At 70.5% G+C, this 21976-nt stretch carries 27 protein-coding genes; 13 read left to right on the top strand and 14 right to left on the bottom strand.

The window, feature by feature from the left end:
* Positions 1-74: 74 nt before the first annotated feature.
* The 5 genes from QEG98_RS02850 to QEG98_RS02830 all read left to right on the top strand — a co-directional run bounded on the left by QEG98_RS02850 (position 75) and on the right by QEG98_RS02830 (position 3616).
* Positions 75-665 carry a hypothetical protein gene (locus QEG98_RS02850; protein WP_316565651.1) on the top strand — a complete coding sequence of 197 codons (591 nt, stop codon included), beginning with the start codon at positions 75-77 and terminating at the stop codon, positions 663-665.
* Entirely contained in the window at positions 662-1477 is an 816-nt protein-coding gene (locus QEG98_RS02845) for a hypothetical protein (RefSeq protein ID WP_316565650.1), read from the top strand. Before QEG98_RS02850 ends, QEG98_RS02845 begins: the two co-directional genes overlap by 4 nt.
* Positions 1478-1541: 64 nt before the next feature.
* The gene (gene gloA, locus QEG98_RS02840; RefSeq protein WP_090486514.1) at positions 1542-1928 is read left to right on the top strand and encodes a lactoylglutathione lyase; all 387 of its coding nucleotides are present in this window, start codon (positions 1542-1544) and stop codon (positions 1926-1928) included.
* A gap of 156 nt (positions 1929-2084) precedes the next feature.
* Complete coding sequence (nudC, locus tag QEG98_RS02835; protein WP_316565649.1) at positions 2085-2834, top strand: NAD(+) diphosphatase; 750 nt, start codon at positions 2085-2087, stop codon at positions 2832-2834.
* An 89-nt stretch (positions 2835-2923) separates the two neighbouring features.
* Positions 2924-3616 carry a radical SAM protein gene (locus QEG98_RS02830; RefSeq protein ID WP_090486520.1) on the top strand — a complete coding sequence of 231 codons (693 nt, stop codon included), beginning with the start codon at positions 2924-2926 and terminating at the stop codon, positions 3614-3616.
* 16 nt (positions 3617-3632) lie between these two features.
* Here QEG98_RS02830 and QEG98_RS02825 read toward each other — a convergent pair whose 3' ends face one another.
* Complete coding sequence (locus QEG98_RS02825) at positions 3633-4058, bottom strand: hypothetical protein (RefSeq protein WP_244171441.1); 426 nt, start codon at positions 4056-4058, stop codon at positions 3633-3635.
* Positions 4059-4086: 28 nt separating this feature from the next.
* Positions 4087-4425 (bottom strand): hypothetical protein, encoded by a 339-nt coding sequence (locus tag QEG98_RS02820; protein ID WP_410477933.1) that lies wholly within the window; start codon positions 4423-4425, stop codon positions 4087-4089.
* 32 nt (positions 4426-4457) lie between these two features.
* On the opposite strand from QEG98_RS02820, the gene QEG98_RS02815 reads away from it, so the two are divergent.
* A complete protein-coding gene (locus QEG98_RS02815) occupies positions 4458-5102 on the top strand; it encodes a hypothetical protein (RefSeq protein WP_316565647.1) in 645 nt (214 codons plus the stop codon).
* 153 nt (positions 5103-5255) lie between these two features.
* On the opposite strand, the gene QEG98_RS02810 is transcribed toward QEG98_RS02815, so the two are convergent.
* The gene (locus QEG98_RS02810; RefSeq protein WP_011550605.1) at positions 5256-5528 is read right to left on the bottom strand and encodes a GIY-YIG nuclease family protein; all 273 of its coding nucleotides are present in this window, start codon (positions 5526-5528) and stop codon (positions 5256-5258) included.
* A 25-nt stretch (positions 5529-5553) separates the two neighbouring features.
* A complete protein-coding gene (locus QEG98_RS02805) occupies positions 5554-5829 on the bottom strand; it encodes a CBS domain-containing protein (RefSeq protein WP_316565646.1) in 276 nt (91 codons plus the stop codon).
* 171 nt (positions 5830-6000) lie between these two features.
* Between QEG98_RS02805 and QEG98_RS02800 the strand changes: the two genes are divergently transcribed.
* From QEG98_RS02800 to pdxA, 4 genes are all read left to right on the top strand, one after another.
* On the top strand, positions 6001-7020 hold the full coding sequence (locus QEG98_RS02800; protein WP_316565645.1) for an alpha/beta fold hydrolase: 1020 nt from the start codon (positions 6001-6003) through the stop codon (positions 7018-7020).
* Positions 7021-7126: 106 nt separating this feature from the next.
* Complete coding sequence (locus QEG98_RS02795) at positions 7127-8125, top strand: peptidyl-prolyl cis-trans isomerase (RefSeq protein WP_186817731.1); 999 nt, start codon at positions 7127-7129, stop codon at positions 8123-8125.
* Positions 8126-8189: 64 nt separating this feature from the next.
* The gene (locus QEG98_RS02790) at positions 8190-9158 is read left to right on the top strand and encodes a peptidylprolyl isomerase (protein WP_186817730.1); all 969 of its coding nucleotides are present in this window, start codon (positions 8190-8192) and stop codon (positions 9156-9158) included.
* A gap of 5 nt (positions 9159-9163) precedes the next feature.
* Positions 9164-10204, top strand: a complete 1041-nt coding sequence (gene pdxA, locus QEG98_RS02785; protein WP_316565644.1) for a 4-hydroxythreonine-4-phosphate dehydrogenase PdxA — start codon at positions 9164-9166, stop codon at positions 10202-10204.
* Positions 10205-10481: 277 nt separating this feature from the next.
* On the opposite strand, the gene QEG98_RS02780 is transcribed toward pdxA, so the two are convergent.
* Entirely contained in the window at positions 10482-12059 is a 1578-nt protein-coding gene (locus QEG98_RS02780; protein WP_316565643.1) for an AgmX/PglI C-terminal domain-containing protein, read from the bottom strand.
* A 321-nt stretch (positions 12060-12380) separates the two neighbouring features.
* On the opposite strand from QEG98_RS02780, the gene QEG98_RS02775 reads away from it, so the two are divergent.
* Together QEG98_RS02775 and QEG98_RS02770 are read left to right on the top strand one after the other, a co-directional pair.
* Complete coding sequence (locus QEG98_RS02775; protein ID WP_316565642.1) at positions 12381-12812, top strand: nuclear transport factor 2 family protein; 432 nt, start codon at positions 12381-12383, stop codon at positions 12810-12812.
* Between the two features lie 136 nt (positions 12813-12948).
* Positions 12949-13530 carry a carboxypeptidase-like regulatory domain-containing protein gene (locus tag QEG98_RS02770; RefSeq protein ID WP_225888469.1) on the top strand — a complete coding sequence of 194 codons (582 nt, stop codon included), beginning with the start codon at positions 12949-12951 and terminating at the stop codon, positions 13528-13530.
* Here QEG98_RS02770 and QEG98_RS02765 read toward each other — a convergent pair.
* From QEG98_RS02765 to QEG98_RS02740, 6 genes are read right to left on the bottom strand one after another with little or no spacing between them, the layout of a single operon-like run.
* Positions 13493-14158, bottom strand: coding sequence for a M24 family metallopeptidase (locus QEG98_RS02765; protein ID WP_316565641.1), 666 nt, complete (start codon positions 14156-14158; stop codon positions 13493-13495). The two genes, QEG98_RS02770 and QEG98_RS02765, sit on opposite strands and share 38 nt — an antisense overlap.
* Positions 14119-14895 carry a Xaa-Pro aminopeptidase gene (locus QEG98_RS02760; protein ID WP_316565640.1) on the bottom strand — a complete coding sequence of 259 codons (777 nt, stop codon included), beginning with the start codon at positions 14893-14895 and terminating at the stop codon, positions 14119-14121. The genes QEG98_RS02765 and QEG98_RS02760 overlap by 40 nt, the downstream gene beginning before the upstream one ends.
* A 15-nt stretch (positions 14896-14910) precedes the next feature.
* Positions 14911-15291 carry a response regulator gene (locus tag QEG98_RS02755; RefSeq protein WP_013936365.1) on the bottom strand — a complete coding sequence of 127 codons (381 nt, stop codon included), beginning with the start codon at positions 15289-15291 and terminating at the stop codon, positions 14911-14913.
* Between the two features lie 30 nt (positions 15292-15321).
* Positions 15322-16017, bottom strand: coding sequence for a hypothetical protein (locus QEG98_RS02750; protein ID WP_316565639.1), 696 nt, complete (start codon positions 16015-16017; stop codon positions 15322-15324).
* A gap of 3 nt (positions 16018-16020) precedes the next feature.
* Complete coding sequence (locus QEG98_RS02745; protein WP_090486563.1) at positions 16021-16788, bottom strand: response regulator; 768 nt, start codon at positions 16786-16788, stop codon at positions 16021-16023.
* Complete coding sequence (locus QEG98_RS02740; RefSeq protein WP_316565638.1) at positions 16785-18194, bottom strand: sensor histidine kinase; 1410 nt, start codon at positions 18192-18194, stop codon at positions 16785-16787. The genes QEG98_RS02745 and QEG98_RS02740 overlap by 4 nt, the downstream gene beginning before the upstream one ends.
* Before the next feature lie 194 nt (positions 18195-18388).
* Here QEG98_RS02740 and QEG98_RS02735 point away from each other — a divergent pair, with 194 nt between their 5' ends.
* A complete protein-coding gene (locus QEG98_RS02735) occupies positions 18389-18712 on the top strand; it encodes a hypothetical protein (protein WP_316565637.1) in 324 nt (107 codons plus the stop codon).
* Positions 18713-19098: 386 nt separating this feature from the next.
* On the opposite strand, the gene QEG98_RS02730 is transcribed toward QEG98_RS02735, so the two are convergent.
* The 3 genes from QEG98_RS02730 to QEG98_RS02720 form a co-directional block, all read right to left on the bottom strand.
* Positions 19099-19434: an HPF/RaiA family ribosome-associated protein gene (locus QEG98_RS02730; protein WP_140786867.1), complete on the bottom strand. Its 336-nt coding sequence runs from the start codon at positions 19432-19434 to the stop codon at positions 19099-19101.
* 218 nt (positions 19435-19652) lie between these two features.
* Entirely contained in the window at positions 19653-20663 is a 1011-nt protein-coding gene (locus QEG98_RS02725; RefSeq protein WP_316565636.1) for a zinc-dependent alcohol dehydrogenase family protein, read from the bottom strand.
* Between the two features lie 63 nt (positions 20664-20726).
* Positions 20727-21836 carry an LA_2272 family surface repeat-containing protein gene (locus QEG98_RS02720; RefSeq protein ID WP_316565635.1) on the bottom strand — a complete coding sequence of 370 codons (1110 nt, stop codon included), beginning with the start codon at positions 21834-21836 and terminating at the stop codon, positions 20727-20729.
* Between the last annotated feature and the right edge of the window lie 140 nt (positions 21837-21976).

Below are 21976 nucleotides of genomic sequence, written 5' to 3'. Positions count from 1 at the left end.
GCGAGCTCCGGCTACAGCGACCCGGGCAACTTCTTCCTCGCGCCCGCGGTGCTCGCGCTGATTCCGCTGGCTGCGTGGGCCGGCGCCGCGCGCTGTACCCGGCGGTGCTGGCGGCGCTGTGCGTGTGGATGGCGGCCGGCTACGCCGCGGTGCCCTCGCTGTTCGGCGCGTTGCGGCTGCTGCCCGTCTTCGGAACGCTGCGCTATCCGGAGCGCTTCCTCGTGCCCGCGGGGCTCTTCCTGGCGGAGCTGGTGGCGCTGGGGCTCGCCGTGCTGCTGGTGCGCGTGTGGCGCGTGCCGGCCGCGCGCACGGCGACATCCTGGTGGCCCACCGCCGCGGTGGTGGCCTGCGTCGTCATCGCCGTGGGCTGGGGCTTCCAGGTGCGCGCCTTCGACCGGCTCAGCCGCTGGTCGCAGATGGTGCCCGCGCCCGGCCCCGTTCCCGAGGAGACGGAGCGCCCCTTCGCCCAGGCCCGCGGCAACCGCTGGGCACAGGGTTACTTCCTGGCGCTCAACCGAGGTTCCATCGCCTGTGGCGAAGCGTGGCCTGTCCCCATGTCCGAGCGCCTGCGGGGCGACCTGCCCCAGGAGGAGTACCTGGAGGACGCCTCCGCGGGCACCGCGCGCCGCGTGGAGTGGACCCCAACCGCGTCACGGTGGACGTGACGGCGACGCGCCCCACGGTGCTGCTGGTGAACCAGAACTGGCACCCGGGCTGGAAGTCCTCGGAGGGCGAGGTGGTGTCCCAGGACGGGCTCCTCGGCGTACGCGTGGCGGAAGGGACGCACCGCGTGGTGCTGCGCTTCCTGCCGCGCTCCGGGCTGGGCGGAGCGCTGGTCTCCGCGCTCGCGTGGCTGGGTCTGGGCTTCGTGGCCTGGCGGCTGCGCGGGCGGCTGGGGCCCGCGGCCATCGGCGTGGCGTGTGTGCCGCTGGTGGCCTGGGGCGTGCTGCTGGCGACGTCACCTGAGCCGCTGGCGCGCGCGGTGCCCCTCAACGCGGATGGCTCGCCGATACGCATGGCGGCGCTGCCGCCCACCGCGAAGCCCGTGGACGCGCGGTTCGACGTGCCGGTGGAGCTGGTGGGCGCGGAGATACCGTCGGCGCCGGACGCGGAAGGGCTGCTCCACCTGGTGCTCTACTGGCGCGTCACCGGGCCGGTGCCTCGCTCCGCGGGCATCTTCGTCCACTTCCCCGGCCCACCCGGCAGCAAGCGGAAGAACGCGGACCACCCGGTGCTGGGCGGCACCTACTTCTTCGCCGAGGCGCCCCGGGACACGCTCCTGCGGGACGCCTTCTCGGTGTCCACGAAGGACTGGGACGCGGGCGAGCGAAAGGTCCTGGTGGGCCTGTGGCACGCCGGGGGTGATGGCTCACGCATCGGCGGACGAGGCGCGGACGGCAAGCCGCTGACGTCGTCCCATGTCGAGGTGGGCACACTCGCGGTGCCGCCCAAGGCACAGTCCGAGGAAAAGCCCTGAGGCCATCGGACAGCAGGCGGCGGGGACGCATGACGCGACGCGATGATGGCGTTATGAAGCCCACATGCGAATCCTGCACACCATGCTCCGCGTCGGTGACCTCGAGCGCTCGCTCGACTTCTACACCCGGGTCATCGGCATGAAGTTGCTGCGCCGTCACGACTACCCCGACGGCAAGTTCACCCTGGCCTTCGTGGGCTTCGGCCCCGAGGACACCCACCCCGCCCTGGAGCTCACGTACAACTGGGGCGTCGAGAAGTACGAGCTCGGCACGGCCTACGGCCACGTGGCCCTGGGCGTCAGTGACATCCACGGCACGTGCGAGGCCATCCGGAAGGCCGGTGGCAAGGTGGTCCGCGAGCCCGGCCCCATGAAGCACGGCACCACCGTCATCGCCTTCGTCGAGGACCCGGACGGCTACAAGGTAGAGCTCATCCAGAAGGACCGCTGAGCCCACCACCACCCCAGGGCCGAAGCGCACGCAACGCCTGCACACCCGGCCCGGGCCCGTTAGTGTGGGCCCCGTGAACTCCACCCCCGCTTCGTCCCCGACCACACCCCGCCCGACCGGCCCCGCGAGGGCGCCCTGCTCTTCCTCGCCCGGGGCATGGACGTGCTCGTCCAGGAGCATGCGGACGGCGTCGCCATTCCCACCGGCGCGGCCTTCCCGGAGCTCGCCGCCGCCGCGCACTACCTGGGAGCCTTGGACGGCTTGGACTGCTACGCGGCGGGGTTCACCCAGGACTTCGTCCCGCCGGAAGGCTACAAGGCCGTCGCCGCCCGCTCGCTCTTCAAGCGAGTGGATGACGCCCGCTTCGCCGTGGCGGGCCGCGCGCTCGCGATTGCCGAGTGGGACCTCACCCACCGCTTCTGCGGCCGCTGCGGAGAGCCCACCCATCTGGTTCCGGGGGAGCGCGCCCGCCGCTGCCCGGTGGACAAGACGCCCTTCTATCCCCGCATCGCCCCCGCCATCATCGTCCTCATCACCCGCGGCGACACGATGCTGCTGGCGCACAACGCCCAGTTTCCAGAGCCCATGTTCAGCACGCTCGCCGGCTTCACGGAGCCGGGCGAGTCGCTGGAGGAGTGCGTGGCGCGCGAGGTGAAGGAGGAAGTCGGCATCGACGTGAAGAACATCCGCTACTTCGGCTCGCAGCCGTGGCCCTTCGGCCGCTCGCTGATGGTGGGCTTCACCGCCGAGTACGCGGGCGGCGACATCACCGTGGACCAGAAGGAAATCTCCGAGGCCCACTGGTTCAGCCCGGACAACCTCCCGCGCATCCCGCCGAAGCTCAGCATCGCCCGGCAGCTCATCGACGCCTTCGTCGAGCGCGTGAAGGGCCCCGCCGCCCCTTGACCCCTCCCCAGGCGAGGCAACAGGCCGCGCTTGACCTGGCGCGGCAGGTTGGGGTTGAAGCACGCCTCCCTCGAATCAGCGAAGAAGCCATGCCCGCAGCGCGCCCACACATCGAGCCCCGACGCGTCCCCACCGCGGACTCCGTGGTGGTGAAGGAAATCTACCTCAGCGTCCAGGGGGAGTCCTCCCACGCCGGGCTGCTGTGCGCCTTCATCCGCCTCACGGGCTGTCACCTGCGCTGCACCTACTGCGACAGCGAGTTCGCCTTCCACGGCGGCGCACGCCGGAAAATCGCGGACATCGTCAGCGAGGTGCGGGACCTGCGCACGCCCATGGTGGAGGTCACCGGCGGCGAGCCCCTGCTCCAGCCTGGCGTCTACCCGCTGATGGAGGCGCTGCTCGACGCCGGCTTCAAGGTGCTGCTGGAGACGAGCGGCGCCATCGACGTGCGGCTGGTGCCTCCGGCGGTGCACAAAATCGTCGACATGAAGACGCCCTCCTCGGGCGAGCACCTGCGCAACGACTACCGCAACTTCACGTCGATGAACGCCAACGACGAGCTGAAGTTCGTCATCGGCTCGCGCGAGGACTACGACTGGGCCAAGGCGCTCATCGCCGAGCACCAGCTGCTCCAGAAGCCCTACGGCAGCCTGTTCTCCACCGTGTTCGACAAGCTCCACCCGCGCGAGCTCGCCGAATGGGTCATCGAGGACAGGCTCGCCGTGCGCTTCCAGCTGCAGATGCACAAGTACATGTGGGACCCGAACGCGCGCGGCGTGTGAGCGCGGCGCCCGGCCCTCAAGGTCCGAAGCCCCAGAACACGACGGCCAGCCAGCTCGAGGCCAGCCCCAGGTTCACCCAGCCGAGCCCCGTGGTCACCCGCGCCAGGGTCCGTCCGCGCACGGCGCCCTCGCCCCGGGCAATGCGCCGCAACTCCCGCAGGCCCAGCACCACGCCGGCCAGCCCCGCCACCAGCGTGGGCAGCGGCAACGCCAGCGAGCATGGCAGACACATCAGCCCCGCCACGTTGAGCACCAGCGCCACCTGAATCACCCGCGACGGACGCGCCTCCCTGCGCAGCACCGCCACGCAGGGCGCGCAGTAAGGCATTTCGCCCGCCAGCTCCGTGCAGTCCCCGCACAGGAAGCCACCACAGCGCGCGCACGTGGCCACCGCGGCCTCGTCCGGGTGGGTGGCGCAGACGGCGCCGACGGGTGTCCGCACGCGGCCTTCCACGCCGGGCGCCCCGCCGTCAGAAGCCCGTGGGCGGGGAGCGCGAGGCCAGCGCCGAAAGGCTGTGCAGGCCCAGCCCCAGGAACACGGCGGCCAGCACGGTGCTGGCCATGAAGCCCGCGACGATGAGGCCCTTGCGCCGGTGCTCGAACTGGCTGAAGGCGTAGAAGAGCATGTAGCAGGGAATCAGCAGCACCATCACCCCCGTGCCCACACTCCGCCGGAAGGCGTGGACGAGCAGGGTAGCGGCGCAGCCCAGCGCGAGAGCGGCGAACAGGATGGCGAGCGGGAGCAGCGGCACGTCCACCCCCTTAACACGTTCCGCGCTTTGCAGCGCTGGCGTGCACATATTAAGCACGCCCCGACGTCAACCAGCCGAGGTGCCTGCCGATGAACGCCGCCAAGACGCTGCTCAACTTCATCCTCGCGGGCGCCCTGCTGGGCTTCGTGGTCGCCTCCTGGTTGGGGCCCAACTACCTGGGCTGGTACAACGAGACGCCCTACGCCACCCAGACGATGTGCAACCTCCCCGAGGTCGTCCGCAAGACGTCCGCGGACCTGATTTCGTACCAGGTCATCGGCGGGGGCGTGGGCGCCGGCCTCTTCCTCATCCTGGGCGTGGTCGTCGTGCGCCGCTCACACCGGAAGGCCCGGGTGCAGGCCGACCAGACGCCGCCCCCACGGAGCCGCGCGCCACCGCCTGACGCGCGGCCCGGCGGCGCTCAGGGCGCCTGGGACGCCGCCGCGTGGACGATGACGCCCGGCCCCTGGGCCAGGATGGCATCGCCCTCGCTGTCCTCCACGGTGACCATGATGGCGAAGGTCGTCGTCTCCGACACCTCGGGCGCCACCCACGTGGGGTTGCGCGCAGTCGCGTCGCTGAAGGTGCCCGCGGGCTCCGCGGGGAGCTGCTCCCATTGGAAGGTCATGGAATCCCCGTCCGGGTCTTCGACCTCGAAGACGAAGGACACCACGCCCCCCGGCCCGACGACCTGCGGCGAAGGCCGAGGCCCCGTGGAGACCTTGGGAGCGTGATTGGCCCGGCAGGACACAGCGAGCCCCAACAGCACCAGCGCCCCGAACACTTTCGAGTACGAGTGAGACATGAACCGGCCCCTTTGGTTGGTGGCGCCAGAGTAACGCGCCTGTATCGGGAGAGGTATTGCCCCACTGGCGTGCCACGAACGTTCAGGGGCGCCCCAGCATGCGCAGCTTCTCCGCGCGAGACAGTCGCTTGATGGCGGCCTCCCGCCGGAGCGCCGCGCCGCGGTCCCCCGCGGCCTCGCTCCACACCAGGGTGACGGGCAGCCGCGCCCGCGTGTACGCCGCCCCGCGCCCCCGGCCATGGGTGGCCAGCCGGCGCTCCAGGTCGTTGGTGGCGCCGGTGTACAGCGTGCCGTCACGGCACCGCAGGATGTAGACAGTCCACGAGGGCGATTCGTCCGGCACGGCGTGCCGCACTCTACCGCCCCCGCGGACCGCCGTCTCACCCCGCGCCGTGAGGCTGGGCGCCCTGGAGCCGCGACCGCCGCGCCCCCGCCCGCGCCTCTCCGGGAACCCCCGCCCGCGCCATGACGCCGGACACCGGCGCCAGCGGATCTCCCCTCCAGGCCGCGAGGATGTGCTCCTCGCTGACCAACCCCAACAACCCTCCCCCTTCCCCCACCACGCCCAACAACCGCACCTGGTGCCGCTCCATCTTCCGAAGGGCCGCCAAAAGGGTATCCGTGGGAAAAACGGTGGCGAAAAGGGAGGACCACATTTCCTTCCAAGCCGGTTTCCGCCGCAATGCCACCTCCTTCGAGTCGTTGCCTACATCTCCCTGCAACAGTCCTGCCGGGCGGGTGCTTGCTCACCAATGAACACGGCATGGCCCCGCGGTCCGGCTTAGACTGGCGACGTGACTCGTCGACAGGTGGCACGGTTGGGTCGGATGGCGGACCTCTTTTCGCGAACGATGGTGCGCGGGAAGGAGGGGCTGCTGACGCTCACCTTCCGCCCGGACGAGCTGTACCGGGTGCCCACGGACGACGGGGCCTCCATTGCCCTGGGCCGCTACCACGCCCGAGGCGAGAAGCGCTTCGCCCAGCCCGTCATCCTCTGCCACGGGTTGGGGGCCAACCGCTTCCACATGGACTTCGACGAGCAGTACAGCCTGGCCCGCTACCTGGCCCGGTCCGGCTTCGAAACGTGGGTGCTGGAGCTGCGGGGCCGGGGGCTGGCGGGCGACTGCCCGGATTTCAACTTCGATGACCAGGCCGAGCACGACGTGCGCACCGCGGTGCGGACCGTCTTGTCCACAGGTGCGAAGGAAGTGCTCTGGGTTGGTCATTCCAAGGGCGGGCTGATGCTCTACGCCCACCTGGCGAAGACGCCGCAGGCGCCCGTGCGGGCGGCCGTCACCCTGGGCAGCCCCTTCACCTTCGCGGTGCAGCCGGGCCTGCGCACCTTCATCCAGAAGGTGGAGCCGGTGCTGAAGCTGCGGGTCATCCCCACCAGCCGCGTCACCAGCATCGCCCTGTTCGGCGCGCCGCCGGGGCCCATGAGCCGCTACATGATGCTGGCGGAGAACATGGAGACGGAGGTGGTGCGGCGCGCGCTGGCCAACGTGCCCGCGGACATCGCCGGCGGCGTGGGGCGCCAGTTCGCGCGGTGGATCACCACCAACCGCTTCACGTCCTACAACGGCGAGTTCGACTACCGCGAGTCCCTGCCCCGGGTGACCATCCCCTTCCTGCTGCTGGCGGGCAGCAAGGACCTGCTGGCTCCGCCCATGGCGGTGGCGCGCGCCAAGGAGTACCTGGGCGGGCCGGTGAAGGTCCTCGTCGCCGGCAAGGCCCACGGCTTCGGGGCGGACTACGGGCACGCGGACCTGGTCCTGGGCCGCCGGGCCCCGGACGAAATCTTCCCCCTGGTGGAGGCGTTCCTCTCCGCACACGCGACGCAGCCGTAGGCCCGGTGAGGTTGTCCGGCCCTGCCCGGCGTGCTACCGGAACGGGCCTCGCGCCATGACTGACGGCTTGCCAATCTGGAGCCCTCCCCCTCACGAGGCCCCGCGCATGCGCTTTTCTCCCACCCGCGCCTTCCTGGTCCCACTCGCCATCGCCCTGGCCGCGGGGGTCGGCATGCCCGCCTGCACCAAGCCCGTGATGGAGACGCCGGAGGCCCTGGTGGTCGCTAGCGTCAACGGCGAGGTGCTCAGCCGGGCGGACTTCGAACAGGAGCTGTGGCGCGAGCTGGCGCTGACGGACATGTCCCAGCGCACCTTGGAGGACGTGGAGCCCTTCAAGCGCGCGCTCCTCGACACGTACATCCACCGGATGCTGCTGCTGCAGGAGGCTCGCAAGCACAACATCACCGTCACCCCGGAGGAGGTGGACCGGGGGGTGCTGCGGCTGTCCGGGGACTATCCGGCGGGCAACTTCAACGAGGTCCTGGCCCAGGGGCAGCTCTCCATGGCGGAGCTGCGCTCGCGGGAAGCAAGCCGGCTGACCATCGAGAAGCTGTTCGCCAGCCACGTCTATTCGCGCGTGGCGGTGACGGAAGAAGAACTGCGGGCCTGGTACGGCGCGCACGAGAAGGACTTCCACGAGCCCGAGCAGGTCCACGCCGCGCAAATCGTGGTGAAGGGCCTGGACGAGGCACGGCGGCTGCAAACCCAACTCAAGTCCGGCAAGAAGTTCGCGGACCTGGCGCGCAGGTATTCGCTCAGCGCGGACGCCAAGGTGGGGGGCGACCTGGGGTTCTTCCCCCGAGGGCAGATGCCGCCCGCCTTCGACGAGGTGGTATTCAAGCTGGGGGTGGGGCAGGTTTCGGACGTGGTGTCCACCGAGTACGGCTTCCACCTGTTCCGCGTGTTGGAGCGCAAGCCGGCGCGCAAGCGGGAGTTCGTGGAAGTCCGTTCGCTGGTGGAGGGCAAGCTGCTGGAGCAGAAGCGGTCGCAGGCGCAGGAGACGTTCGAACAGGAGCTGCGGCAGAAGGCGCAGGTCCAGGTGAACGAGGCCACGTTGCAGGCCATCCGCGGGCGTCCGGCGCCTCAGCAGGCGACGGCGGAGTGACGACGAAATCGAAGACCGGGGCGGCGGTTGGACGCGCCCGGGGTGGTACGGAAGGATGGCGGGAATGAAGAAGCTGGTGGCGGCAATCGCGGCGGTGGCGCTCCTGGGGAGCGGCGGGGCGGCGCACGCGGAGCTGGTGGACAAGGTGGCCGCGGTGGTGAACCGCGACATCATCGCGCTGTCCGAGGTGCAGCAGCGCGCGGCGCCGGAGATGGCCCGCGTCAACGACCCGGATCCGCGCAAGCGCGGCGAGCAGCGGCTGCAGCTGATGAAGACGGCCCTGGACACCCTCATCGGCGAGAAGCTGATGGAGTCCGAAATCGCGCAGCTGGGCATCACCGCCACCGAGGCAGAGGTGGATGAGCTGGTGGCGGACGTGCGCCAGCAGAACAACATCACCGACCCCGCGCAGTTCGAACAGCTCCTGCTGGGTGAAGGCCTCACCATGGCCACCTACCGGGACATGATGCGCAAGCGCATCCTGCGTGACCGCCTGCTGCGCATGAAGGTGGGCCCCCAGGTGAAGATCACCGAGGAGGACCTCAAGGCCGCGTACACGCAGTACACGCGCATGGAGAGCGGTGACTCGGAGGTCCACGCGCGCCACATCCTGGTCCAGGTGGACGCCAAGGCCACGGCGGAGCAGGTGGAGGCCGCCAAGAAGCGGGCGGAGGCCATCGCCACGGAAGCGCGCCGGCCGGGCATGGACTTCGCCTCGCTGGCCCGCGCCCGCAGCGAAGGCCCCAGCGCCGCGGATGGCGGTGACCTGGGCTGGTTCAAGCGGGGCGTCATGGTTCCAGCCTTCGAGAAGGCCGCGTTCGGCCTCCCCGAGGGCGGCGTCAGTGAGCCGGTGCGCACCAACTTCGGCTGGCACGTGCTGAAGGTGGAGGAGCGCCGCACGGTGGCCGCCGCGTCCTACGAGGAGATGCGCTCCAAGCTGGAGGGCAAGCTGCTCCAGGAGAAGACGGAGAAGTTCCTCGACCAGTACGTGCAGGAACTACGGCAGAAGGCCAACGTCGACGTGAAGCTGTAGCCGCCGTGGGCCTTCCGCTCGTCGGAATCTCCCTGGGGGACGTGTCGGGCATCGGGCCGGAGGTGACGGCCGCGGCCCTGACGAAGCCCTCCGTGCGCAAGGTGCTCGTCCCCGTCATCTTCGGGGACGGCCCCACGCTGGAGCGATTCACCGCCATCCGCCGCTACGCACGCGTGGAGCCCTCCGCCCTGGGCCGCGTGGAAGGCCCCACCGTGGTGGAGGTGACGCGGCTCGCGGAGAAGGACCGCGTGCCCGGAAAGCCCTCGCGCGAGGGCGGCCGCGCGCAGTACGCCTTCGTGACGGCGGCCATCGACGCGATGCGGGCCGGACACGTGGACGCGCTGTGCACCGCGCCCGTGTCGAAGGAGCAGATTTCCCGCGCGGGCATCCCCTTCATGGGTCACACCGAAGTGCTGGCGGAGGCCTTCGGCGTGGACGTGATGATGTTGATGGATGGGCCTCGCGTGCGCGTGGCGCTCGCCACCAACCACGTTCCCCTGGCGGACCTGCCGCGCCTGCTCACCGTGGACGGACTGACCGCGCAGCTCAAGCTGCTGTCGCGCAGCCTGGAGCCGGTGGTGGGCCACAAGCCGCGCATCGCCGTGCTGGGGCTCAACCCACACGCGGGCGAAGGTGGGCTCCTGGGACGCGAAGAGGTGGAGGTGATTGGCCCCGCCATCCGCAAGGCCCGCGCGGCCCGGGTGGACGCGCATGGGCCCATCCCCGCGGACGGGCTCTTCGCGAAGCCCGACGAGGTGGGCGCGCGCTACGACGCGGTGCTGGCCATGTACCACGACCAGGGGCTCATCCCGGCCAAGGCGCTGGACTTCGAGCGCACGGTGAACGTGACGCTGGGCCTGCCCGTGCCGCGCACGTCTCCCGACCACGGCACGGCCTACGCCATCGCCGGCAAGGGTGAGGCGAGCTGCGTGCCCATGGTGGAAGCGCTGCTCAAGGCCGCCCAGCTCGCGGGGGCCCGTCTTGCCCACCCGGCAGCCGGCCGACGTGCTCGGCCAGGTCCGCTCCGTCCTTCGCCGGGTCGATGAGCTGAACGTGCGCCCCGGAGCCACTGTCCGGGAGCACCAGCACGCTCACGAGGCCCCGGGGACACTCCCCCAGGCAGCCTGATGCCATCACCCGCGTCCGCTCGGCGAGGCCCCGTCCCGCCAGGGCCTCCCGCAGCCGGCGTGGCAGGTCCACGCCACCGGCGCTGGCCTCCAACCGCACGAGGCAGCGGTGGCAGACGTGCAACTCCGTGGGCTCCGGCGGCTCGGTCGCTGGCATTCCAGGTGGAAGCATAGAAGCCAGTGGTCCGCGCGCACCTCAGAAGATGAAGGGGAAGCGGATGGGCTCCTGCATCCGCACCTGATGCACCGGGAACTTCCAGCGGCGCACCACGTCCTCGATGCAGCGCGACAGCGGCGTGGCGCGCAGCGCGGCGGTGTCCATGGACACGTTGAGCGTCTCACCGCTGGGGAGCACCGACCACTGCACCATGAAGCGGCCACCGGCCTCCATCGGCGTGCCCTGCGCGTGCGAACGCAGGCATGCGGTGATGGCGGGCTGGTTCGTCAGCACCACCTGCTTCACGTCCTCCGGCGTGAGGTGCTCCTTCACGTCCACCGCGGGCGGCACGTAGACGGTGCGCGCGGGCTCCTCCGCCTTCGAGACCTCCGCGTCCGCGTCTTCCGTGAACCCCAGCTCGCGCGCGAAGGTCTCATCGAGGTCAGCGTACGGCCCCTTCTCCGACGTGTCCTCCTCCACGGCCTCCGCGACAACATCACCCGGTGAAGTCGCGATGGCGTCTTGAGACGCGGCGCCTTCCGCCCCCGTGTCTCCGAAGTCGAGCTCGACGGGCGCGGGCGGCAGGGCCGCCGCCGCGTCTGGCTTCGCGAGGGCCTTGCGCTTGATGGGCGCGGGGCTCACCACCGCGAGCGACTCCGCCACGGGCGTGCCCGGGCTTCGCACCGGCTCCGAGGCAGGCACGGAGGCGCGCAGTCCCTTCGCCGCGTCCTGAAGAAGCGCCGAACCCATGCCCGGCTGCGTGCTGGAGACAGCCACGGACCACGCAGCACCGGAGACGTGCGACGAGGCAGCGAGCACCGCGTCCGGCGATGAACCGCTCACGGCGGCCTGAGTGGACGTGCTCGCTCCAATGGTGTGCCCGGACGGAGCGGCGGTGCTCATCGCGACGCCGGCGCCAGCCGAGGACAGGCCCGCCTGGGCGTCACCGCTCGCACCAAGGACAGCGCCGTTCGCCGTGCGCCGCATGGCATCATCGACGCGCACCTGCGTCCCCGTGAAGTCACCACGCACGTAGAGTCCCGCGGCCAGCATCAGGCCCGCCGCCAGCGCGCCCACGGCCGCCGCGCCCATCAACTCCCCAGGACGAAGTCCCAGGACACGGCCTGTCTCGGTCGCGCTCGCAGCGCGCCACCGCGCGGATTCCAGGTGCGCATGCGGCGGCGCATCACCCCACATGGGCGCATCCGGCGCACGCGCCAGCACATTCTCCGCACGCGGCGGCAACAAGGCGCCCAGGGACGTCACCTTCTTCGCTCCAGGCGAAGTGCGCATCCACTCGGGAATCTCCACCGTGGGCTCGGGCAACACGTCCAGCGTGTGCGAGGTGGACGACGGCAGGCGTTCCAGCCACTCCGTCTCCTCCTCCGCGAGTGCGAGCAGCGCGCGCATGCTCGCGGAAACATCCGTCACGGGTGCAGGGTCTTCCACGGCCGCGTCGTCTTCACACGCCTCGAGAAGCTCACGGTCGAGATACGCGTCGAGGTCTCCCTCGAGCGCCTCGCTCACGCTCACCGTGCCGCGCGGCTCCAACGCACCTGGAGTGCCGTTGCCCTGAGTACGGAACTGCCCTTCAGCTCCGGAAAGAAGCTCGTCCACACGCCCTCCCTCGCCCGCGCTGCACTCACCGGCCCTGACTTCGACTGGGCGTGCAACGTAGGAACCGGTCCTCGTCGCGCCACCCCCCACTGTTCGTCCTAGAACGCTGTGCCCCCTGGAGGCACCGCGCCTGTCCACTGCTTCACCGGGTCAACTCACGGCGGATGGCGCACGCGGCCCCGCAACTTCGCGCTCTGGAGATTCATTCCGCACGCGAGCATGCGCGCCGGACTCACGACACCTCATGTATCAATCACGCCTGCATCCACCCCGCTGGCCGCCTCTGTGTGCGGTCATGTTTCCACCCGGAGTCAGTCACCCATGAGCACGACTTCCACCGACGACATTCGCACGCTGACGGAGCTCGAAGGCCGCGTCATGCGCGCCATCCAGACGAAGGACCTGGAGGCCATCAAGTCGCTCACGACCGAGGACTTCATCTATCGCGGCGCGGACGGCGCGGAGATGAACCGAGACGCGTTCATCGTGGGCATCGCCGAAATCCCCGGTGACATCACGTCCGTCGAAGCCGAAAAAATGAAGTCTCACGTCTTCGGTGACACGGGCGTGCTGGCCGGCATCCAGCGCTCGCAGCTGCGCATGACCGACGGCAGCGAGGTCACCGACGCCGTGTACTTCACCGACGTGTGGCAGCGCCGCGACGGAAAGTGGCTCATGGTGTTCGCGCACAGCAGCCCGGCCGCGCCCACCGAGGCTCAGCAGGGGCCCGAAGGCGCACCGCAGCAGCAGTAAGCGCTGCCCTGACGTCCCACTGAGACGTTCCACAACCCACACCCCGATGCGCGGCGCCAGGCGCCGCGCACCTCACATCGCAGCGCCTCCTACGCGGAGCGCGCATCCTGATACACTCCCAGACAGGGAGGCCGTCATGATGCAGCTCTTGCACGGTGAGCGCCGGTGGCGCCTGCCGGCCCAGGGGGAAGACTGGCTCATCGTACCGTCCGTCGACCTGGAGCGGCTGAAGCACCCGCAGGCACCGGTGCCCGACGTCTTCGTCAGCTCCGCCTTGAAGCGCTGGCTGGCCACCTCCGCCGCGCACACGCTGTATGCGATGTACGAAGCGCTCGGAGGCAGCCGCCCGCTGGGGCTGTCCGGCCTGGAGCGCGGCCGGTACGAGCAGCGCCTTCAGCAGCGGCTCACCGAGGCCTTCGTGCATGGAGAACTGGTGGCGCTCCCCATGGCGCGGCCGGTGCTGCTACCCACGCCCTGGCCGGAACCACCGCCGCTGACGTCCGAGGAAGCCCCCGTCGAGGAACAGACGTGGCTGGCCATCGAGCTGAAGGACGAGGAGGGAAACCCCATCCCCCACGCGCGCTACCTGGTGACGCTCCCGGATGGGAGCACGCGCGAAGGCACCCTCAACAAGAATGGCTACGCGCGCGTGGACGGCGTGAATCCCGGCCAGTGCCAGGTCACCTTCCCGGAGCTGGACGGGCAGAGCTGGTCATGACGGCCTCGATGTCCGAGGCCTCCTTGGGGATGGCGGCGGTGAGCACCTCGTTGCCATCCGGCGTGACGAGCACGTCGTCCTCGATGCGGATGCCGCGCACGTCCGCGTAGCGCGCCAGCACGTCGCGCTGGAGCCTGTCCTTCGCGCGCGCCATGAGCCGCGCGTCCGACAGGATGGCGGGCACCTGGTACATGCCCGGCTCAATCGTCACCGCCATGCCGGGCTCCAAATCCCGGTCCAAGCGAAGCGAGCGGTGACCGAACTCCGGCGAGCGCGTGCGGCCCGGCGCGTAGCCCGCCCGGTCTCCCAGGTCCTCCATGTCATGCACGTCCAGCCCCAGCAGGTGGCCCACGCCGTGCGGGAAGAAGAGCGCGGTGACGCCGTCCACCACCAGCTCCTCCGGGTCCCCACGGAGGATGCCCAGCGCCACCAGGCCTCGCGCCATCTCCCGGTGTGCGGCCAGGTGCACGTCGCGGTAGCGCGTCCCCGGCTGGACCGCGTCGATACTGGCCTTCTGCATGCGCAGCACGACGTCGTACAGCTCGCGCTGCGTCGTGCTGAAGCGGCCCGTCACCGGCCACGTGCGCGTCACGTCACAGGCGAAGCCGGCGGGGCTCTCACCGCCCACGTCGGCCAGCAGCAGGTCTCCTCGCGCAGCGTGTGGTCATAGCGCAGGTTGTGAAGCACCTCGCCGTGCACGGTGACGATGGGCTGATACGCCGGTCGCACGTCACGCGAGACGAACTCCGCCTCCATCGCGGCGCGCACCGCGGCCTCCAGGATGCCCGGCCGCGTGGCGCGCATGCCCGCCATGTGGGCCAGCACCGTGACTTCCGCGGCCTGACGCAGCTGCGCCTGCGCGGCGTCGTCATGGCGAAGCCGCAGCGCAATCATCGCGTCCGCCAGCGGCACGTCCACCGTCGCCAGGTGGCCGGGACGCACCTCGCGGCCCAGCAGCGCGGCCACGTCCAGGCACGTCTCCAGGTCCGGCGTGGGCAGCGTCGCCACGTCACGGCCCTTCAGCGCCGCGGGCAGCTCGGCGCGTGAGCGCACGGTACAGCCCGTCCGCTCCGCGATTTCAGCGAAGCCGGGCACCGCGCCGTCCCACAGCGCGTCGTCGGGACCGGGCTCGGGCAGATACAGCGTCCAGCCCTGGCCGTCATACAGGCCCACGCCGTCCGGCGCCGCGAGCCCGAAGAGGTAGAGGAAGTGGCTCGACGCCCGAAAGGGGAACTGGTCGGCGGCGTAGTTGCGCGGGCGGGGGCGGCTCGACGCCAGCAGCGCGGCTGCGCTCCCCAGGGCCTTCGCCAGCTGCTCCCGCCGTCGGGTGAGAGCGGAGCGCTCGGAAACGGAAGGGAGCAGCATTCTGGAACCTCGCGTTCAGGCACCCAGCGGGCGCTGGGGCAACAGCTTGAAAAGGAAGGCCAGCAGGTCGTCGAAGTGGCCGCCCTTGCGGAAGACGGCGTCCACCGGCATGTCGATTTTCCCGTCATGACCGGTGACGAAGACGACCTTGGTCTTCGGCATGTGGTGGCGCACCAGCGGAATCAGCCCCGTCCCAAAGCCGTCACCCAGGCTCTGGTCCAACAGCACGGCGTCATACGCGCGAGGCCGGTTCAATAATCCCGCGGCCTCCGAATAGGAGCCAGCGGTGACGACCGCGAAGCCCGCATCCTCCAAAAGCGCGGACAGCGTCATCCGGTTGGAAGGGTCGTCTTCCACGAGCAGCAGGCAACGCCCGAACGTCCAGTTCGTCTCCATCACTTGCTCCCCCGAGTCACGTCATTCCGGTCATGGGCCCCCGCCTCCGGGCCCGTGAATTGGATTTCCACGTAGGTGCCCCCAGAGGGGCCAGCGCCCAGGTCCAGTTGCCAGCCATGCCGCACGGCCGTCCGGTGGACGATGCTCAGCCCCAGCCCGGCGTGGTGGGGCCGCGTGGTGAAGAAGGGCTCCAGGGCGCGCGAGTACGCCTCCGCCGCCGGCCCTCTCCGGTGTCCTCCACACGCAGGCACACGCCGCTTTCCGCGTCCCGCGTGCGCACCGTGAGCGTCCCGCCGCGCGGCATGGCCTCCAGCGCGTTGTCCACGAGGCAGCGCACCAGCAGCGCCGGTCCTCCACCTCCAGCGGGACGCCGCCCTGCTCCTTCAGGTCGCGCACCACCTCCACCGACGGCGGCACCTGGGCCTCGGCGAGCGCGTGCTCCACGCCATCGCGGGCGCTGCACCGGGGACGCGTGCCACCGGTGGGCGGCGGCGCGCGCTTGGAGAGCACGTCCTCCGCGGACGTCAGCTCTTTTTCGATGAGCTGGAAGAAGGTCTCCACGCGCGGGTCCGCGCTCCAGAGGTCCGTCTTCTTCACCTGCCGCATCAAGTAGAACGAGGCGTTGCGAATGCTGGCCAGCTTGTTGCGCAGGTCGTGCCGCAGGGTGGAGGCCACCACGTCCGCTACCGCCGCCCGCTCACGCGCCTGGAGGTCTCTGCCTGCCATGGGTCAAATCCTCGCGCCTTGCAGCCCTTGTTGAGGCCGGCCTCGCACCCTTGCAATCGCCTGCACCAGCTCACGCAACGGTACCGGCTTGGTCATACACACCACCGCGCCCTGCGCCGCCACCCTGCGGAGCATCTCCGGCACCACGTGGCCGGACACCGCGATGATGGCGACGGACAGGTTCGCCGCGCGCACCTTGGACACCAGCTCCGGCCCGCTCATCTCCGGCATCACCAGGTCCAGCACGCAGACGTCGTATTCCCCCGAACGCAACGAGGACAACGCCTCCTCGCCGCTGTACACGGCGCGCGCGCGCAGCCCCACCGTGCTCAGGGCGCGCACCATGCCGCGCGCCACCTGTTCGGTGTCGTCCACCACCAGGACCTGCGGCGCCGCCGCCGCGCGCAGCACCGTGTCCAGCGCGTGCGCCACGTCGAAGGGCTTGGGCAGCACGGTGAAGGCGCCCTCGGCGAGCGCGTCATCCACCAGCTCCTCCGCCGTGAAGGCCGTCATCAACACCACCGGCATGTCGGGGCGCTCCTGCTTGATGCGGCGCAAGAGCTCCACGCCGTGCAGGCCGGGCATGCGGATGTCCGTGAGCACCACGTCCACGGATTGCTTCTCCAGGAGGCGCAAGGCCTCCTCACCATTGGCCGCCTCGAGGACCGTGTGGCCCTCCAGCTCCAGGTTCGCGGCCAAGGTGATGCGAAGCGACTCCTCGTCGTCGACCAGCAGGATGCGCGCGGGGGCCACTGCGACGTCCTCCATCATGCGGCCTGGGCCGCCGCTGCCGCGGGGAGTTCGATGAGGAACTCACTACCCCGCTCCGCTTCGCTGCGCACAGAGATTGTGCCGCCATGACGTTGCACCATGTTGGCGACAATGGCCAGTCCCAAGCCGGTGCCACGCGTCTTCGTGGTGAAGAGCGGTTCGAAAATCTTGGGCAACACCTCCGGAGGAATCCCCGCGCCGTCATCCATGACCCGGATGCGCCAGGGACTCGCGTCTCCACCTTCCGCTACGACTGAAACCACTCCATTGCGCCCCACGGGCATGGCCTCCACCGCGTTCTGCACCAGATTCACCAGGACCTGACGGAACTGCTCCTTGTCCAGGTGTGGCACCGGCAACGACTCCGGCACGTCATTGACGATTCGCACACCATCCCGCTGCGGCACCACGCCAATGGCCTCGTCCACCAACGGACGCAGCGGACACGGCTGGAGCGCGGGCGGACGCTCGCGGGCGAAGTCGAGCAGGTCGGAGATGATTTTCGCGCAGGCGTTCAGCTCGCGCTCCATCAGCCCCAGGAACTGGGGGACCCGTGGGTCATCCGCGGCCCCTGCTGGGTCCCTCGTGAGCTTCCGGGAGAGATAGGCGTGGGAGTTGCGCACGGCGGCCAGCGGGTTTCGCAGCTCGTGCCCCACGCTGGCGGCCAGCTGCCCCACCGCGGCCAGCTTCTCCACGCGGATGAGGTGCTCCTGGAAGCCGCTGAGCTCGCGCAGGGCGCGGTCCAGCTCGCGCGCCTTCGCGTGCTCCCGTTCGCGGGCCAGCTCCAGCTCCGCCCGGCGCACCGCCACCTCGCGCAGCTCGCGCAACATGCCCCGGCACGAATACACCAACACCACGTCGATGAAGGCCACCCAGAAGGCGTGCTCCACGAACCGCCACAGCTCCGGCGGAAGCCCGCCGTAGAGCGAGTGTGACCACAGGGTGCCGCGCATCACGTGGTCCACGACGGTGGTGATGCTCGCGGTGAGCAGCACCCACGGGTCGCGGTACAGCGCCAGGAAGGCCAGCGAGCCGAAGATGTGGAAGTGCGTCTCCACCCGGCCGTCCGTCAGGTAGATGAGCAGCGAGGACCAGAGCGCCTGGCATACGGCCACCACGTGACGCGTGGGCGTGGAGCCCGGGCGCCAGCGGGCCATCACCATGGGGAAGGCGCTGAGCAGCGTCCCCACCAGCACGGCCGCCTGGAGCTGCGCGCCGCTGCCCCGCGGACCGAACAGCGCGATGACGATGCCCACCGCCCACTGGCCCAGCATCAGCCCAGCGAAGAGCCGGTCCGTGCGGACGCGCACCGCGGACAGGTGCTCGCGGAACAGCCGCGCGGCGCGCTCCTTGAGCGCCATGGGCGGACTGGGCGGGCTGGACGTCTCGTCGCGCGCCGGGCTCATGGCGCGCTCCCGCGGGGTCTTCCAGCTCGCAGCCGTAGACGGCGTGCCCGGCCAACGCTTCCGCCGGCGCGTCACCCAGCAGCGCCTCCACCGCGGCGCGCCCGGCGTTGTCGCCCGCGTGGCCCCGGGCCGTGGTGATGCCGCCGCTGAAGCGCAGCGCCCCACCCGCGTCGTAGAAGAGGACCTGACCGGAGGTGACGGCGCCGAAGCGCTCCGCCTGGACGCCGCCCTCGTCGCGCAGGGCGGTGACGCCCGGAATCGCCGCCGCGGAGCGCCACAGCTCGCCCTGCTCCCAATCCTTGCCGGTGCCCTCGGGCTTGAGGAAGAGCACGAAGGCGTCGAGCCGCCCCTGTGCCTTCGCCATCACCAACGAGAGCTCTCCCATGCTCGCGCGCGTGCAGGGACAGAGCGGGTGCGCCAGCATCACCAGCGTGGGACGGCCCTCCACGCGTGGCACGGTGGAGTCCCCGGGCCAGCGCGCGGGTGCCGCCAGGGACTCGCCGGGCGTGAGGGAATAGCGAGCCATGGCGAGCGAGCCCGCCACGATGCCACCGAGCCAGACGACGCCGGTCACCACCCACCACCCGCGCTTGCCCCCGGGGCGCCTCATTGCTCACCCCCGGGTTCGCCCACGACCCACGCAGGCGCCCCGCGCACGGAACCGTGGCGGACTTGGCAAGTGAGGCTGTCGAGTGGACGGCGGCGGTGGTGACGAGGTGGGGAGCCTCGGCGTCGACCCGCAGCACCTGGAGGCGCTGGGCTTTCATGGCGTGACAAGCCACACGATAGCGCCCAGCCCCCCAGGTCTGTCATGGGTTTGAATGGCAAATGTTCGGAATGTGCGTCGCGCGACCGCCCAGCTGGATGTCTGTAATGGGAATGAAGCGCCGCGCGAGCGACACCGTCACCCGTGGTGCGTGTTGAGCGCGTCCGCGTAGTGTTGGAGCTGGCGCCTGGCGGCGTCGAACGCGTCCGTCACCGCTTGGTAGGCATCCTCGTGCCCGGTGCGCGCCTGCGGATCCCGGCTGGCGACAATGTTCCTCCCTGGCACACTCACATCCACGCGCACATGGAAATGCCTGCCGTGCTGCTTGTGCCGGTGCGGCTCCTCCACCACCACGTGGCACCCCACGATGCCGTCGTAGAACTGCTCCAGCTTGCCGGCGTGGTCGCGGATGTGCTCGCTCAGGGCCTCGCTCGTCTCCATGCCCCGATAGGTGATTTGCAGCGCTCGGTTCATCGTCCGCCTCGCGTGGTGGTGCCCCCGGGAAGGGGGCATCGGGTTGCCTTCCCTTCCGGATGCATTTGCGCGGCCAGCGCGCCAGGTCCGCGAAATTCCATCAAACGCCACGCAAGCCACACGCTGCGTTTGCGGCGAAATGGGACACCGCGCAGTCTCTGCGGGGCGATTTGCCCCACCCCCCTGAGAGGCGGATGTAGGCCCGCCCGGCTCCGCGCTCAACCCAGGGGCGCCACCTCCAGCACCGCCGCGCCGTGCACCTGGCCTCGCCTCAGCGCGGTGAGGGCGTCGTTGGCGGCGGACAGTGGAAAGGTTTGCACCCGGGTGCGCACCGGCACCTTGGGCGCGAGCGCGAGGAAGTCCAGCGCATCCGCCCGGGTGAGATTCGCCACCGAGCGCACCACCCGCTCCTCCCACAGCAGCGCGTAGGGAAACGCGGGGATGTCGCTCATGTGGATGCCGCCGCACACCACCACGCCGGCCTTGTCCACCGCCCGGAGCGCGGCGGGCACCAGCGCGCCCACGGGCGCGAAGAGGATGGCCGCGTCCAGCCGCTCCGGAGGCACGGTGTCCGAATCCCCGGCCCACTCCGCGCCCAGCTCCCGCGCGAACCGCTGGCCCTCCACGTCCCCCGGCCGGGTGAAGGCGAAGACACGCCGGCCTTGGTGGCGCGCGACCTGGATGAGCAGGTGCGCCGCGGCGCCGAAGCCGTAGAACCCCAGCAGACGGCGCTCGCTCCCCACCATGCGGAGACTGCGAAACCCGATGAGGCCCGCGCACATCAACGGCGCGGCGTGGACGTCGGTGTACTCGGACGGCAGGGGGAAGCAGAAGCGCTGGTGGGCCACCGTGAACTCCGCGTAGCCACCATCCAGCTGGTACCCCGTGAAGCGTGCCTGCTCGCAGAGGTTCTCCTGGCCGGCCAGACAGAAGCGGCAGTGGCCGCAGCTCCAGCCGAGCCAGGGGACGCCCACTCGCGTGCCCACGGGAATGGCCGTCGCCCGCTCGCCCGCTGCCTCCACCGTGGCCACGATTTCATGGCCTGGGACCAGCGGCAGCTTGGGCTTCGGCAGCTCACCGTCCACGACGTGCAGGTCGGTGCGGCAGACCGCGCAGGCGCGCACGCGGAGCAACAGCTCCTCCGGGCCGGGACGAGGAATGGGCAGCCGCGTCTCATGCAGGGGCTGCCCGACCTCGCGCAGCACCATCGCGCGCATGCTCCCTTCCATGCTTCACCCCTGGCGCCGCGCGCTCCAGCGCAGCGCACCCGGGAGGAAGATGGGAGGGGCTCCTCAAATCTGCACCCCCGCGAGCAGGCCCGGCCACATGCGCACGGTGGTGCGGCCCTCGTCCGCGACGTGGCGCCACTGCGGCCCGATGCCCAGCTCCTTCCACGGGTCGCTGTCATCCCAGGTGACGAGCGTGTTGGCGCTGACGCCACCGAACACCGCGAAGTGCCGCGCCACCTGCCAGCCCGCCGTCAACCGGAGCTGCGCCAGGACATGCTTCGAGTCGTCGAAGAGCCGCTTCGTGTGGACGGTGCTGCTCACCGCGTCGATGTCGAAGAAGAAGCGGCCCGCGGGGATGTGGCCGCCCAGGCCCGCGCCCATGACATAACGGCGGCGGTCCTCGTCGATGGAGGGGCTGTAGCCCACCGTGAACAGTGAGTAGATGTGACGGCCGCCCAGCTTCACGCCCACGTTGGTGAGCGCCACGTCACTGGCCCACACCTGCACATGCGCCTGACCGCCACCGACGAAGCTGAGGATGCCCACCGCCTCGCCGTCCAACTCGCGGGCCACGTTGAGGATGCCCACCTGCGCGCCCGCCACGTTGTTCGCGATGTTGACGATGCCCACCTGCGCGCCATCCACCTCGCCGCCCACGTTGATGATGGAGAGCTGGGCGCCGGAGAGATTCCGCACGTAGCTGACACCCGAGGACATCTGGAGCCCCGTCATCTGCCCCGCCACGTTGAGGCCCGCGGCGGCCTGGAGCCCGTGAACCCGCTCCGTCGCGATGTTGGCGCCCACCGCAGCCTGGAGCCCGCGCACCGGGCCGCCCGACACGTTGGCGCCCACGCCGAGCTGCGCGCCCAGCAGGCCCTTCCCCGCGACGTTGACGGCCACGGCCACCTGCGTGCCATTCACCTCGCCCGGCGCGATGTTGCCACCCACCGCGAGCTGCGCGCCTTCCGCGTTCCCGCGCACCACGTTGACCCCCACCGTGGACTGGAGGCCCAGCAGGTCCGCGCCGGCCACGTTGGCGCCCACGGAGAACTGGGCGCCCGTCACCGGCCCCCGGGCCAGGTTGGCGCCCACCGCGAGCTGCGCGCCGCTCAGCCCCCTCCCCCACCCAGTTGCCTGCCAGCGACATCGCCAGGCCGTCCACCCGCTTCGCATGCGTCGCCACCAGGCCGATGGACACGTTGTTGACCACGTTGCCGGTGTGGAAACCCGACGTGCTCAGCCCCGGCACCAGGGTGAGGCTGAACGGAATGTGCACTTCGTTCGCGTCGGCCTCCGCCTTCGCCTCGGGCGCG

Source organism: Myxococcus sp. MxC21-1, assembly GCF_032612255.1.
Lineage (GTDB): Bacteria > Myxococcota > Myxococcia > Myxococcales > Myxococcaceae > Myxococcus > Myxococcus virescens.
This window is presented reverse-complemented; position numbering and strand designations above follow the sequence as displayed.